Source organism: Paractinoplanes rishiriensis, assembly GCF_016862375.1.
Classification (GTDB): domain Bacteria; phylum Actinomycetota; class Actinomycetes; order Mycobacteriales; family Micromonosporaceae; genus Actinoplanes; species Actinoplanes rishiriensis.
Window position 1 is genome coordinate 60,174 of the sequence record NZ_BOMV01000083.1, and the last position, 11,978, is coordinate 72,151.

Below are 11,978 nucleotides of genomic sequence, written 5' to 3' on the forward strand. Positions count from 1 at the left end.
CATGACGAGCACGACCCAGCGGCCAGCGACCCTCGCGCCGCCCGCCAAGGCTCCCTCGTGGTGGGACCGGCAGGGCGACCTGATCATGCGACGGCCGTTCAACGAGTGGACCTTCACTCACATGAACTGGCTGATGCCCGTCGAGCGGGTACCCCACGGCGGCATCCACCGGCCCCTTCCGGTGGACCCCTGCCCGCTCGACCTCACCTACCGGTTCGACGGCGGCGACCACACCATCGCCGAGCTCCACCGTCGCACCTTCACCACCGCCTTCGTGGTGCTGCACCACGGCCGGATCGTGCACGAGGCATACCCTGGGGCGTTTGCCGGCCCGCGGACCCGGATGCAGCTGTTCTCCGTGTCCAAGTCGGTCACCTCGATCCTGATCGGGATCGCGCTGGCCGAGGGTGCTATCGGGGACGTGCACGACCGCGTGACCGACTACCGGCCTGACTTCGCCGGCACCGCCTTCCACGAGACCACCATCGCCGAGCTTCTCACCATGACCAGCGGCGTCGGTGACCTCGAGGCCTGGGACGTGCCGGACAGCGGCATCAAACGCTTCGAACAGGCCGTCATGGGAGGAGGTGATGTCACACAGGTGGTCCGGGCGGCGCCGAGGCTGGCCGAGCCGGGCACGCGCTTCAACTATTCGACGTTCGACGCGCAGTTGCTCGGCTGGGTCCTGGAGTCCGCGACCGGTATGTCGCTGGCGGCATACGCGGCCGATCGACTTTGGCGGCACCTCGGCGCCGACCGGGACGCCTACTACTGGCTCACCCGGGCCCACCCGCGCACCGCGATCGGGGCCGGCTCGTTCAACGCCACGGCCCGCGACGTGGCCCGGCTCGGGTTGCTGATGGCCGACAACGGCGTGGTGGCCGGCCGGCAGATCGTGCCGCGGGACTGGGTACGCCTCAGCCGCGGCAACGACGATCCCGCCACCGCGGTCGGTGCGCTCGGCCCAAGCGGGTACGACCACTACGGATACGCCAACCAGTGGTGGACCCTGGGCAGCGCGAGCTTCGACGCGTTCACCGCCCTCGGCGTCCACGGCCAGTACCTCTACATCGACCCGTCCGCGCACGTCGTGATCGTGAAGTGCAGCGCCTGGCCGACGCAGGACGACCCGCGCCGCGACCTGGAAACCATTACCGCGCTGCGCCGCATAGCCGATCATTTCGCCTGCGCCCGCTGATTCTTTTCCCTTTTCCGCATTCTTTCCCGGGTACCGCCATGCCCGGGACCGTCCGACAGAAAGGAAGTCATTAATGTATCCAGCAGTCCGGGGGAAATCCGCTGTGGCCCTGCTCGGCGTGCTGCTCCTTCTGCTCTCGGGCACGCCGGCCGCCGCCGCGGTGACCCCCGGCCTGGTTCTCACCAGCGCGGTCGCCACGCTGCCGGCCGAGTTGTCCGGCCTGGCCACCGCCAAGCGGATCACCTATGTGACCACCGCGGTGGACGGCGCCACGATCACCGCGACCGGCCTGGTCCTCACTCCGAAGAATGGCCGGACTAACCGCACCGTGGTGTGGGGACACGGCACCACCGGGCTCGCCGACAAATGCGCTCCGTCGACCAATCAGTCGGTATTCTGGCCGGAGGCGCGCGCTGCGATCGCCGCGCTTCTCGCCCGCGGCTGGACGGTGACGGCGCCGGACTATCCCGGGCTCGGCACGCTGGCCCCGCACCCCTATCTGATCGGCGCGACTGCGGCCCGCTCGATGATCGACAGCGTCAAGGCGGCCCGCCGCCTCGACGCGGCGCTGACCGCCCAGTACGTGGTCGACGGCCACTCCCAGGGCGGCCAGGGTGCCCTGTTCGCCGGCGAACTCGCCCCCGCCTACGACGGCGCGCTCGACCTGCGCGGCGTGGCCGCCATCGCCCCGGTGTCCAACGCCGACCTGTTCGCGCCGCTGGTGCCCGGCACGCCCGGCCAGGGCTACCTGGTGATGGGCCTGTTCGGCCTGCAGGCGGTGGACCCGGGCGTCAACGCGACCGCCCTGCTGGCCAACCCCGCCAAGCTGCGGCTGCCGGTGCTGCTCTCCGGTTGCCTGTACGAGATCCTGGACGCATACGCCAACCTGACCCCGCAGCAGTTGCTGGCCGGCGGCGCCCTGCCGGACACCGTGGTGGCCAAACTGGCGCAGCACGTGAACCCCGGCCAGTCCCCGCCGAGCGCCCCCATCCTGCTGATCCAGGGCACCGCCGACGAGTCCGTCCCGTACGACCTGACCGCCGGCGCCCTGGTCCCCGAACTCGACGCCTACGACCAGCCGATGCTCTTCGTCCCGGTCGAGGGCGCCAACCCCGACAGCGCGGTAACCGAAACCACCGGCCTGGTGGCCGATTGGATCGCCACCCGCTTCGCCTAGCCCTCTTGCTCGCCCCGACTTTGCTCGCTCACCGCTGCCGGCGGCGTCCCACGTACGCGACCCCCTGCGTGGGATGCCGCCGGCACCTCTCGCCCACCGCCTCGCCGATGAAGCGATGTGACAACGCCCGGCTTTGCCGCGCGACCTCCGCCGATGACGCACCACCATCGCAACCTCGACACCCAACCGCCCAGCAACGAGCCACCCCGCCGCCCGTCGCCCGCCACCCGATGCGCGGCCGGACGTCCGGGCCGCTGAGCGGCCGGGCCAGTGCGCAGCCGGGCCAGGTGGGCGGCCGGTGCGCGGCCGGACCAGAGGCGTCGGTGGCCGACTATTCAGCGGTGCAAATGCATGCGGCATTTCGTCCTTCCTTTTCGGGCTTGGCGCCGCGCTGGTCAATTTCACCGGGATGTGCGGTGCAACCTGCCCGGCCTCGAATTCCGGGCCGGCAAGCCGGACCGGGAGCGCCCTTTCCCGGGTGAGCGGAGCGGCGGGGACGATCGCCGATGACATGGACGGGCGGGTTGTACCATTGCGGGCTCGCGTCAGAGATCATGCGTGGCAACCGAGAGGCTCGCGACGTGGCCGGAGATCAAGAACGATCGGAATTCTTTGCGGAGCTCGACAAGGTTGTCGGGCAGTCCGGGCGGTCGGCGGACGACATCGGCCGGGCCACGCAGATCGCCCGGTCCCGCCTTTCGGAAATGCTCGGCGGGAAACTGACGCGCGTTCCCGCCAAGGCCGTGCTGGCCGCCATTCTGGAGGCCTGCGGCCTCGGCACCACCGAGATCGGCGAATGGGAGGTGCGGCGGCTCGCGCTGGCCGATTTTCCGAGCACGTACGCCGAAGTAGCGCACCTGACCAGAGAACTGGACCGGGCGACCGAAAACCTGGACGCCCGGCGCGCCGACGAGCAGCGGCTGCGGGACCGGCTGGCCGACACCACCGGGCAGCGCGACGGGCTCCGCGCGTCCGCGGCCCCCTCCCCTACTCAGCGCGGCAAACTGGCCGCCGCGGGCCGGCACATCGAGGCGCTCGCCGCCCGCCTGGCCGAGGCCGTCGAGCGCGCCCGGGCCGCCGAGATCGCCGTGGCCGGCCTGCGCTCCGACCTGAGCCGCGCCGAGTTCGACCTGCTCTACGAGGACTGCCGCCGGCCGCCGGAGGCCGACGGTACGCACGGCGACCTCGGCGAGGCGCAGGGCCTGATGGCCGCCGCGCTGAGCCACCTGCGGGGCGCCACCCAGCAGGTGCACGAACAGTTCAGCGGCCGGGCCGGCGGCATTCGGCACGAGGTCGTCGCCTATCTGCATTCGTCGTGTGCGGAATTGGAGAATTCGCTGCGCGCCCTGGACGAATTCACCCTCCGGTCCACTCAGCATCTGCACACCGCCACCGGCGCGATCGCCGTCCTCTCCGAGCGGCTACGGCAAACTTCGGCCGAGATGGCGGAATGCCTGCGGACGCTGACCGATTGCCGGCAGAAAATCGAGGCGCTCGACGACTTCGGCTGCTCCGAACTCGGTGAACTCGCCCACCGGGCCGCCGCCACGTTGGAGAGTTCGCAGGGCACCGCCGCGGCCGCCGCCCGGGCCCTGGAGGACGGCTGACCCGTCCGGGGTCGGTAGGAGGCGTACACCTTTTGAGCCGAACGGCCGTTCTCCCGGCGCAAAGGCCGCATCCAAACTGTCGCGGTGATGAATCAGACACGGGCGGTGTGGGCGCGGCTGTCGACGATCCAGCGGGCCGGCCTGATCGGGGCGGCCCTCGTGCTGCCCTGCTGCGGCGGCGTGGCGGTGGTCGGCGCGCTGTCCGGCGACGTCGAGCCGGCGACGGTGCCGGCCCCCGGGGCCGCGGTCGCCGCCGAGCAACGGGCCGATCCGCCGGCGCCCGAGTCGGGCAGCACGAAGCCCGCTGACCAGGCCGCCGGGACCACGACCAAGACCGTCAAGGTCCGCAAGTCGGTCGGCTACCCGACGCGTACGGTCGACGACGACAGCCTGGCGCAGGGTAGGACGAAGGTCCGCACCCACGGCGAGGCCGGCGAGCGCACCCTCACGTACCGGGTCACCGTAACCGGCGGCAGGGAGACCGGACGGAAGCTGGTCAGCGACGTGGTAACCCGCAAACCGGTGCCCAAGGTCGTGGCGATCGGCACCAGAACCGCAAAGGCACCGGACGCCGGCTGCGACGCCAACTACACGCCGTGCGTCCCGATCGCCCAGGACGTCGACTGCCGTGGCGGCAGCGGCGACGGCCCGGCCTACGTGGACGGCCCGGTCCGGGTGATCGGCAACGACCCGTACGACCTGGACCGCGACGGCGACGGCGTGGCCTGCGACTAACCCGGGCCGAGGCGGGAGATCAGCCGGCTCAGCTGGTCGCGGTAGCGCTCCTGGAACTCGGGTGTGTCGGGTGACAGGCCGGTGAAGTCCTCGGCGAACTGGGCCAGCAGCGTGGGTGCCAGCGCCGCACCGAACAACGCCAGTTGCAGGTAGGCCGGGTCTAGATCGGCAGCGATCTCCCCGGCCTCCTGGCGCTTGCGCAGATCGTCGACCATCGCGCGGCGGTACGCGGCGGCCCCCTCCTCGCGGTCGCCGGCCAAGGCCTGCCAGACGAGCAGGCGTACCCAATAACGCTGTTGATCTCCGACGTTGGCGAACGCCGACACCACCTCCGCCAGCGGCGCGTCCGGACGGTTGAGCGAGCCGCTCATCCGGCGCCAGCGTTCGATCAGCGCGCGGTACAGCCCCTCCTTGCCGTCGAAGTAGTACGAGATCAGCTGCTGGTTGGCCCCGGCCCGGCGGGCGATCGCCCCGATCCGCGCCCCGGCGTAGCCGTGCTCGCCGAACTCCACCAGCGCCGCGTCGAGGATCCGCTCCCGGGTGCGCTCGGCGTCGCGCTTGCGGTCGTCACCGGTCGGGGCACGCCGAGCTGTGGGCATGGCCCGTACGGTATCAATCAAACGTTTGGTTGACAGAGTCATTCATAGGGGTGACAGTGGTGGCATGAAGGTGATGGTTATCGGCGGCGGCATCGGCGGCCTGGCCCTCGCGCAGGGCCTGCGGCACACCGGGATCGCCTGCGACGTCTACGAACGCACCCGGGAACGCGCCGACTGGCTCCAGGGCTACCGCATCCACATCAACCCGGCCGGCGCCGCGGCGCTGCGCAACTGCCTCTCCCCCGCCGGATGGCAGGCGTTCGAGTCCGGCGTGGCGGACGACGACGGCGGCTTCGGCTTTCTCACCGACCAGTGCACCGACCTGCTCGAACTCCCCGCCGCCGAGATCAACGCCGGCGGCGGGCGGCACTACGGGGTGAGCCGCATCCGGCTGCGCGAGGTTCTGCTGGACGGCCTCGGCACGGTGCACCACGGCCGCGAGTTCACCCACTACGCATCCGACGGCGACCGGGTCACCGCGTTCTTCGCCGACGGCACCACCGCCACGGCCGACGTCCTGGTCGGGGCCGACGGCGCCAACTCCCGCGTCCGCGCCCAACTCCTGCCGCACGCCCACCGCGCCGACACCGGCGTGCTGGCGGTGGCGGGCAAGCACCCGCTGCCGGCCACGGCCCTGCCGCCGGTACTCACCACCCGGACCAACCTGGTCGTGCCCCGCGGCCGCGGCTCGCTGTTCACCGCGGTCTGGCCGCCCGACTACGCGCTCTGGGGCTTCCACGACGCCGCCGCGCGCTTCCCGGCCGGGCTCACCGGGATGCCGGGCGACGCCCTCCAGCAGGTCGTCCTGTCCCGGCTGGCCGGCTGGTCGCCCGCCTTCCACCGCCTGGTGTCGGGCAGCGATCCGGCCACCGTCAACGCGATCCGGGTGCGCAGCGCCAGCCCGGTGCGGCCCTGGCCCACCGGGCGCGTCACGCTGCTCGGCGACGCCATCCACAACATGACCCCGATGGCCGGCATCGGCGCCAACACCGCGCTGCGCGATGCCGATCTGCTGCGCGTCCAACTCACCCAGGTGCCACTCATTCCCGCCATTGCCACGTACGAGCGACGCATGCTCGACTATGGATTCGCGGCCGTACGCCAGTCCCTGCGCAACGCCCAGCGGGCCGCCCACTCCAGCGGCTTCGGCCGCGCCGCGTTCCGCACCACCCTGCGCCTGACCGCCGCCGTCCCGCCGATACGCCGCGCGATGGCCCGCGGCCTGGGCCGCTAGATTCTCAGCCCCCTTGGGTCAGGACACCTGCGCCGTTGTCCCCCGCTGGGGGCGGCGGACGGTCGCACAGGTGGGCGGGCGGTTGAGTGTCGGCAGGCTTGAGTCCGCCGGAACCCGAAGCTCCGTAGACCGGCGGCGGGGTCAGCCCAGGTATTTCTCCCACGGGCCGGTGATGGCCAGGGTGAGGCCGGGGTCCTGCATGTTGACGAAGAGCACCTTTCCGTCGTCGGTGAAGACTGGGCCGCAGAACTCCGAGTCGTTGAACTGGTTGCGGGCGATGGCGTAGGTCGGTCCGCCCGGGAAGGCGCTCAGCACGTGCGAGGCACCGGCACCGTCCTCGGCGAGCACCAGGCTTCCCCACGGCGTCACGGTCACGTTGTCCGGGCCGTCGAAGGTCAGGTCGGTGTACTTCGCCGGCGCGCCCTCCTCGGCCGTGGCCTGGTGCGGGAAGTAGGTGACCAGCTGGATGGTCTGCGCCCGGTAGTGGTAGAACCAGACCATGCCGTCGTGCGGGGCCGCGTCCGCCGGCAGTTCACCCTCCTCCCAGGCGTACGAGTTGACCACGTAGACGCCCTCGTCGGTGCCCCACACGCCCTCGAATTTGCGGCCGCGGGTGACCTGGCCGTCGGCGAACTGCTCGCGCACCAGGGTGGTCCGCGCGTCGCGTTCGGGCACCTCGATCCACCGGACCGGGAACGGCCGGCCCAGCTGGGCCGAGGTCAGGTAGGCGACGTCCGGCAGCACCGAGCCGTCGTCCATGATGATCTGCATGGCGGCGAGCACGCCGGCGTCGGCGGCCAGGCGGGTGAGCACGCGCGGGCCGGCCTTGACACCGGCCGGCGCGGTCCATCGGTAGAAGAGGCCGTTCGGCTCGTCGGCGTCCTCGGACAGGTAGATGTGGGTGCGGTCCCGGTCGATCGCCAGGGCCTCGTGCGCGTACCGCCCCAGGCATTTGATCGGCTTCGGGTCGGTGGTGCCGTCCGCCCAGACCTCGAAGACGTAGCCGTGGTCCTTCTGGAAGCGGCCGCTCCGGTCGCCCTCGGTCCACTCGTCGCCGGCCCGGTCCTCGGTCTCCTCGCAGGTCAGCCACGTGCCCCACGGGGTCGGGCCGCCGGCGCAGTTGGCGACGGTGCCGGAGATGGCGACGAACTCGCCGAGGTTGCGGCCGGCCCGGTCGGTTCTGATCACGGTGCAGCCGCCGGCGTCGACCGCACCCGGGTCATAGACGGTGCCCCGGACGTGCGGCACGCCGAACTCGGCACCGGGGTCTATCTCGTGGTTCTGGATCAGCGTGTAACGGCCGGGTCCGGCGCTGAAGGCGGCCATGCCGTCGTGGTCGGCCGGGGTCAGACCCTGGCCGCGGTCGAGCCGGGTGACCCCGGTGCGGGTGACGACGGCGTAGCTGAAGCCGGCCGGCAGCGCCAGGATCCCGTCGGGGTCGTCGACGAGCGGCGGGAACGGCACGTGGCCGCGGCCGGCGGGCCCGTGCGGCCGGCCCGGGTGGGCCTGGGCCAGGGACGGGACGGCGCCGGCGACGGCGAGTCCGACGCCGGCGGCACCGCCGGCCAGGAAGGTACGACGAGAGGCAGGCATCAGGGTCAACTCCTTGGGCGCACGGGGTGGGACGCCGCACAGCCAACCCGCGCGGATCGACGCCGACGCACCGTCCAGCTGATGCGCCGGCGACATCGGTTTGAAGACTTAGCCGAGGCCGTGGCCGACCAGATCGGGATGAGCGGCCGGCTCCAGGACCTCGCCGAGGTAGTTGTGGGCGGCGTCGTGCTGCCCGCGGCCCGGTGTCCGGAGCATGGTGAGGCGGCCGGGGTAGATGCCGCGCAGCGCGAAACCCGCGGCACGTGCAGGATCATCACGGCGTCCGAGCGGATCACGCCGGCCTGGCCCTGCCGCCAGTCCACGCCGATCAGCAGGATGTTAACGCTGACCAGAATCGACGCGAGGCCGGACCGGAGTGCGAGGCGGACCTGCGCGCCCACCACGAAGAACGTGGCGGTCGCCCGGTGCCGCCGGAGTGCGTCGAGGATCCGCGGCGTCCAGAGCGGGTCCGGGCCGTCGTCGAAGGTCAGGGCGACCTACGCGGCGGCAGCCGCTCGGCGACGAGCCGGCGGCCCGCGGGCGCCCGGTGTTTGCGGTGGCGAGGGCTCGCAGCAGCCGGGTGTCGTTCAGTTCGTTCATGATCCATGGTCGTCCGCCGCGATGGTAGCCAGCGGTGCGTGCGGCGGGCTGCCCCATTTCGTGAGACGCGGAGCACGGCCGCGCCGGCCGACCGGGCACAGGTCCGGTCAGCCGGCGCGGCGGGTCACTTGGCGGCGGCGAGGGCGGTCAGGTCGGTGCGCTTCAGCGTGATGCTGTTGCCCGACATGGCCGTCAGGGATCCGTCGGCGCCGACCAGATACTTGCCCTGCTCCGGGCTGAGCAGGGCGGCCGGCGAGTCCGGGAAGGTGGCCAGGAACAGCAGGTACGTCTTGTCAACGGCCATCGAGGTCTGCTTGTCCTCGATGTACTGCACGCCGTCGACGGTGCCGCCCATCTGCTTGACCTCGACCCGGTCACCGGCCTTGGCCGCGCCCTTGTGGACGCCGACCACCTCGGCGGTGAACACCGTCTCGACGAGCGGCGGCGGCGCCGGTGGCGCGTCCTTGCCGGCCGGGGCGCCGGCCTGCGGGTTGGTCTTCGGGTCGCTGCCCTGGTTGACCGGCTCGGCCTCCTTGACCACCCGGGACTCGACGAGCCGGGCCTCGACCACCAGGTTGGCGGTCCGGTAGAGGTCCTTCGCGGTGCCGTACACCGGGTAGTCACCCGCGTAGATCACCGGATTGCCGTGCGCCGTGGTCTTGCCCGCGCCGGTCGCGTCGGTGCCGGCCGCGCAGCCCGCCGCGAGCACCGCGGCGGACAGGACGGCGGCGAACCGGATCGATGCCGTGGTCATCACGTGCCCCTTCGGTCCCCGGAACCGTAATCCGGAACTAGTTGTAGTAGGCATTGACGTCACTCACGTCGTGGGGTTGCGGAGTCACCATCGAATTGCGGTTCCGCCCCTCGTTCATGATGCTGGTCACACCGGACGAGGACGAGAGGTCGGAACAGTTGAACGCGTGCCCGTATTCGTGCACGAGAACGCTGGTGACGAAGTTCGAGAAATTCGTCGCCCTGGCCGAAATGGTCCGCGCGTTCATCCGGATGTAGTAGCAGAAATCCCCGCACCGGGTGTAGTAGCCGAACCAGGTGTTCGAGTAGGACGCGGCGGTGATCGACGAGCCCGAGTTGTTGTACTTCGAGATGTACGCCGGGCTGGCCGTCGCGTTCCAGTTGGCCAGGCCGCGGTCCAGCGCGGGCTGCCACTGGCTGTTGTAGTTGTACGGATAGACCTCGATCCGCGCGATGATCTGGCCCGTTCCGCTGTAGTGTGCCTGCGCCGGCACCGCGGCCGACGCGACGCCGAGCGCCGCCACGCAGGCGACGGCCAGGACGCGGCCCACGGTTCGGCGGCGTTGGTGGTTCAAATCCCCGTAATGAGTCACGCATTCGCTCCGATTCAGTGAATGACACGTAATTCGGCCATGCGGATATGACGCACGAGACGAGCGTCGTCTGGGCGGCGAATGTCAACAGGGCAGCGAGGTGAACCTCGAGCCGAGACCTGTTTGAGTGGGCGAAGTCAGCCGCCCGACATGCAGAAGTGGTCAACCATCGACGATCACTACCCCCGTAGATCAACTTGCGTAGATCATTTCTGCGCATCGATGCCCGGCAATCATTTCATCCACCGGCTGATCGAGCAAGGTCCAGTTTGGATTCACCCGAGGCCGGAAAGCTGGCGGCTCGTACATTTCCCTAGCGCGCCCGGACCGCGCGCGTCCGGGCACTCGCGGTACACCCAGTCCTCGGTGCTGAACCGGTTCGCCGAACGGTCGTCGAAAATCTCCAGGCCCGGCCTGCCGGGCACCGCGCGGTGATAGGCCACCACCCGGGCGCCCTCGTCACTCATTCCGGTGACGACGAGTTCCGCGCCGCGGCCCTGTTGCATCGCCGACACCAGGCAGCCCTCCGCCGCGCTGACCGGGACGACGCCGACCGCCTGCTGCTCGACCTCGCCGCAGCCGGGCAGCGCGGTCCGGCCGGTGAACTCGGCCGGGACGCGGCCGGCGGCCAGGAACCAGAGGCCGGCACCGGCCAGCACCAGCACGACCGCTCCGACCCACAGGAACCGGCGAATCCTGACATTCATACGCTGCCTCCAACGTGGCGGAACGAATGAGACGACAACGGCGGGCGCGCGGTTCCCGGTGCCGCCGGCGGCACGTAATTGGAATGACCACGGAGGCCGGGCACGGGAGACTTCCGGGGTGCACTCGGCGATCACCGTCACCCCGGCTCAGCTGCCCGGCCTGCTGCTCCACGTAGCGGTCGCGCGGCCGGTCTTCGTGTGGGGTGCTCCGGGCATCGGCAAGAGCTCGCTGGTCCGCGACTTCGCCGCCTCGCTCGGCCTGGACTGCGTCACGCTGGTCGGCACCCAGCTGGCCGCCGAGGACCTGATCGGCGTCCCCGAGCTGCGTGACGGGCGCAGCCGGTTCGCGCCGCCCGAGGCGATCGCCCGGGACACCCCGTACTGCCTCTTCCTCGACGAGCTCAACGCGTCCAGCGCCGAGGTACAGAAGGCGTTCTACTCGCTGATCCTGGACCGCCGGATCGGCGACTACGAGCTGCCCGCGGGTTCCATCGTGATCGGCGCCGGCAACCGGTCCAGCGACAACGCGCTCGCCCGGCCGATGGCGTCCGCGCTGGTCAACCGGTTGATCCACGTGCACCTCCGGGCCTCGCACGCGGACTGGCGGGTCTGGGCGGAGAACGCCGGCATCCACCCGTGGATTCTCGGTTACCTCGGCGAGCGCCCCGATCACCTCTGGTCGGCGCCGCCCAAGACCGAGGAGACGTTTTCGACGCCGCGCAGCTGGCACATGCTGTCCGACGCGCTGCACTCCTACGGCGAGGCGATCACCGAGGAGACGCTGCGGTTGCTGGCCGCGGGCACGCTCAGTCCGGTGCACGCCTCGGCGCTGTGCGGATACGTCAAAATCATCAGGCACCGGTACGGGTTGGAAGCCGTCGTCCGGGGCGACGCGTCCTGGCCGGCCGCGCCCGCCGACCGCGACCTGCTCTACTTTCTCGCCGAGGCGTTCCGGGCCCGCCTGGTCAAGGATCTGCCGGCCAGCAAGGAGCACGCGCCGGCTGCCGTGCGGCGGTTCGCGCACCGGGCCAAGGCCCTGCTGGTCGAGCTGTCCGAGCTGTCGCTCGAGTGCGGGCGCCTGGTGATCGCGGCGGACGCCGACGGCGCTCCGGTGCTGCCCGCCTGGTTCCTGGTCGAGGTGGGGCGCGACCTGCCGCGGCTGGTCGCGGCCCGGGCCTGACG

11 protein-coding genes and 1 pseudogene are annotated in these 11,978 nt (G+C 71.1%); 6 read left to right on the forward strand and 6 right to left on the reverse strand.

Annotation, left to right across the window (positions count from 1 at the left end; genetic code table 11):
- The first annotated feature begins 1 nt into the window (after position 1).
- From Ari01nite_RS39510 to Ari01nite_RS39525, 4 genes are all read left to right on the forward strand, one after another.
- Positions 2 to 1,198, forward strand: coding sequence for a serine hydrolase domain-containing protein (locus Ari01nite_RS39510; protein WP_203788320.1), 1,197 nt, complete (start codon positions 2 to 4; stop codon positions 1,196 to 1,198).
- Between the two features lie 73 nt (positions 1,199 to 1,271).
- Positions 1,272 to 2,375: an alpha/beta fold hydrolase gene (locus Ari01nite_RS39515; RefSeq protein WP_203788322.1), complete on the forward strand. Its 1,104-nt coding sequence runs from the start codon at positions 1,272 to 1,274 to the stop codon at positions 2,373 to 2,375.
- Positions 2,376 to 2,956: 581 nt separating this feature from the next.
- Complete coding sequence (locus Ari01nite_RS39520; protein ID WP_203788324.1) at positions 2,957 to 3,982, forward strand: hypothetical protein; 1,026 nt, start codon at positions 2,957 to 2,959, stop codon at positions 3,980 to 3,982.
- Positions 3,983 to 4,069: 87 nt separating this feature from the next.
- The gene (locus Ari01nite_RS39525) at positions 4,070 to 4,717 is read left to right on the forward strand and encodes a G5 domain-containing protein (protein ID WP_203788326.1); all 648 of its coding nucleotides are present in this window, start codon (positions 4,070 to 4,072) and stop codon (positions 4,715 to 4,717) included.
- On the opposite strand, the gene Ari01nite_RS39530 is transcribed toward Ari01nite_RS39525, so the two are convergent.
- Positions 4,714 to 5,316 carry a TetR/AcrR family transcriptional regulator gene (locus Ari01nite_RS39530; RefSeq protein ID WP_203788328.1) on the reverse strand — a complete coding sequence of 201 codons (603 nt, stop codon included), beginning with the start codon at positions 5,314 to 5,316 and terminating at the stop codon, positions 4,714 to 4,716. The genes Ari01nite_RS39525 and Ari01nite_RS39530 overlap by 4 nt on opposite strands.
- Positions 5,317 to 5,380: 64 nt before the next feature.
- Between Ari01nite_RS39530 and Ari01nite_RS39535 the strand changes: the two genes are divergently transcribed.
- Positions 5,381 to 6,550, forward strand: coding sequence for an FAD-dependent oxidoreductase (locus Ari01nite_RS39535; protein WP_203788330.1), 1,170 nt, complete (start codon positions 5,381 to 5,383; stop codon positions 6,548 to 6,550).
- Positions 6,551 to 6,691: 141 nt separating this feature from the next.
- Here Ari01nite_RS39535 and Ari01nite_RS39540 read toward each other — a convergent pair whose 3' ends face one another.
- The 5 genes and pseudogenes from Ari01nite_RS39540 to Ari01nite_RS39560 all read right to left on the reverse strand — a co-directional run bounded on the left by Ari01nite_RS39540 (position 6,692) and on the right by Ari01nite_RS39560 (position 10,796).
- Positions 6,692 to 8,143 carry an alkaline phosphatase PhoX gene (locus tag Ari01nite_RS39540; RefSeq protein ID WP_203788332.1) on the reverse strand — a complete coding sequence of 484 codons (1,452 nt, stop codon included), beginning with the start codon at positions 8,141 to 8,143 and terminating at the stop codon, positions 6,692 to 6,694.
- Between the two features lie 437 nt (positions 8,144 to 8,580).
- Positions 8,581 to 8,634: pseudogene (locus Ari01nite_RS51320) on the reverse strand (hypothetical protein); the annotation flags it as partial.
- Positions 8,635 to 8,867: 233 nt separating this feature from the next.
- Positions 8,868 to 9,497 (reverse strand): hypothetical protein, encoded by a 630-nt coding sequence (locus Ari01nite_RS39550; RefSeq protein WP_203788334.1) that lies wholly within the window; start codon positions 9,495 to 9,497, stop codon positions 8,868 to 8,870.
- 37 nt (positions 9,498 to 9,534) lie between these two features.
- Positions 9,535 to 10,089, reverse strand: a complete 555-nt coding sequence (locus Ari01nite_RS39555) for a hypothetical protein (protein ID WP_203788336.1) — start codon at positions 10,087 to 10,089, stop codon at positions 9,535 to 9,537.
- Positions 10,090 to 10,364: 275 nt separating this feature from the next.
- On the reverse strand, positions 10,365 to 10,796 hold the full coding sequence (locus tag Ari01nite_RS39560) for a hypothetical protein (protein WP_203788338.1): 432 nt from the start codon (positions 10,794 to 10,796) through the stop codon (positions 10,365 to 10,367).
- 118 nt (positions 10,797 to 10,914) lie between these two features.
- Between Ari01nite_RS39560 and Ari01nite_RS39565 the strand changes: the two genes are divergently transcribed.
- Positions 10,915 to 11,976, forward strand: a complete 1,062-nt coding sequence (locus Ari01nite_RS39565) for an ATP-binding protein (protein ID WP_203788340.1) — start codon at positions 10,915 to 10,917, stop codon at positions 11,974 to 11,976.
- Positions 11,977 to 11,978: the final 2 nt, after the last annotated feature.

What these genes read in the sequence shown, in the direction of transcription:
- Ari01nite_RS39535 (WP_203788330.1), top strand. Translation starts at nt 5,381, where the DNA reads ATGAAGGTGATGGTTATCGGCGGCGGCATCGGCGGCCTGGCCCTCGCG.
- Ari01nite_RS39540 (WP_203788332.1), bottom strand. Translation starts at nt 8,143, where the DNA reads ATGCCTGCCTCTCGTCGTACCTTCCTGGCCGGCGGTGCCGCCGGCGTC.
- Ari01nite_RS39510 (WP_203788320.1), top strand. Translation starts at nt 2, where the DNA reads ATGACGAGCACGACCCAGCGGCCAGCGACCCTCGCGCCGCCCGCCAAG.
- Ari01nite_RS39560 (WP_203788338.1), bottom strand. Translation starts at nt 10,796, where the DNA reads ATGAATGTCAGGATTCGCCGGTTCCTGTGGGTCGGAGCGGTCGTGCTG.
- Ari01nite_RS39515 (WP_203788322.1), top strand. Translation starts at nt 1,272, where the DNA reads ATGTATCCAGCAGTCCGGGGGAAATCCGCTGTGGCCCTGCTCGGCGTG.
- Ari01nite_RS39530 (WP_203788328.1), bottom strand. Translation starts at nt 5,316, where the DNA reads ATGCCCACAGCTCGGCGTGCCCCGACCGGTGACGACCGCAAGCGCGAC.
- Ari01nite_RS39525 (WP_203788326.1), top strand. Translation starts at nt 4,070, where the DNA reads ATGAATCAGACACGGGCGGTGTGGGCGCGGCTGTCGACGATCCAGCGG.
- Ari01nite_RS39550 (WP_203788334.1), bottom strand. Translation starts at nt 9,497, where the DNA reads ATGACCACGGCATCGATCCGGTTCGCCGCCGTCCTGTCCGCCGCGGTG.